Source organism: Streptomyces sp. NRRL F-2664 (assembly GCF_000719345.1).
Taxonomy (GTDB): domain Bacteria; phylum Actinomycetota; class Actinomycetes; order Streptomycetales; family Streptomycetaceae; genus Streptomyces.
Genome location: NZ_JOFX01000631.1, coordinates 1 through 220, shown reverse-complemented (window position 1 = coordinate 220; position 220 = coordinate 1). Strand labels below are relative to the sequence as shown.

The window sequence follows — 220 nt, the reverse complement described above, 5'->3', positions numbered from 1 at the left end:
CAGCACCCGCGCGCCGTCGGCGTCGGGCTCTTTGGCGTAGGCGCCGTCGCGGTAGTTGTCCGCGGTCCGCAGCGGGCGGCCCAGCGCGTCGAGGGTCTCGGTCACCCGCCGGCCGTCAGGGGTGGCCGTGACCGTGACGGTAGGGGAGGGGTAGGCGATGCGGGTGGTCTGCGGCTTGCCGGAGTCCGGCAGCACCGTGTGCACAGACGGCCGGCCCTGG

General features: G+C 75.5%; 1 protein-coding gene. It reads right to left on the bottom strand.

Annotated features, from left to right (window positions below):
* A partial coding sequence (locus IF89_RS40440) for a hypothetical protein (protein WP_043195249.1) occupies positions 1 to 220 on the bottom strand: 220 nt, incomplete at both ends.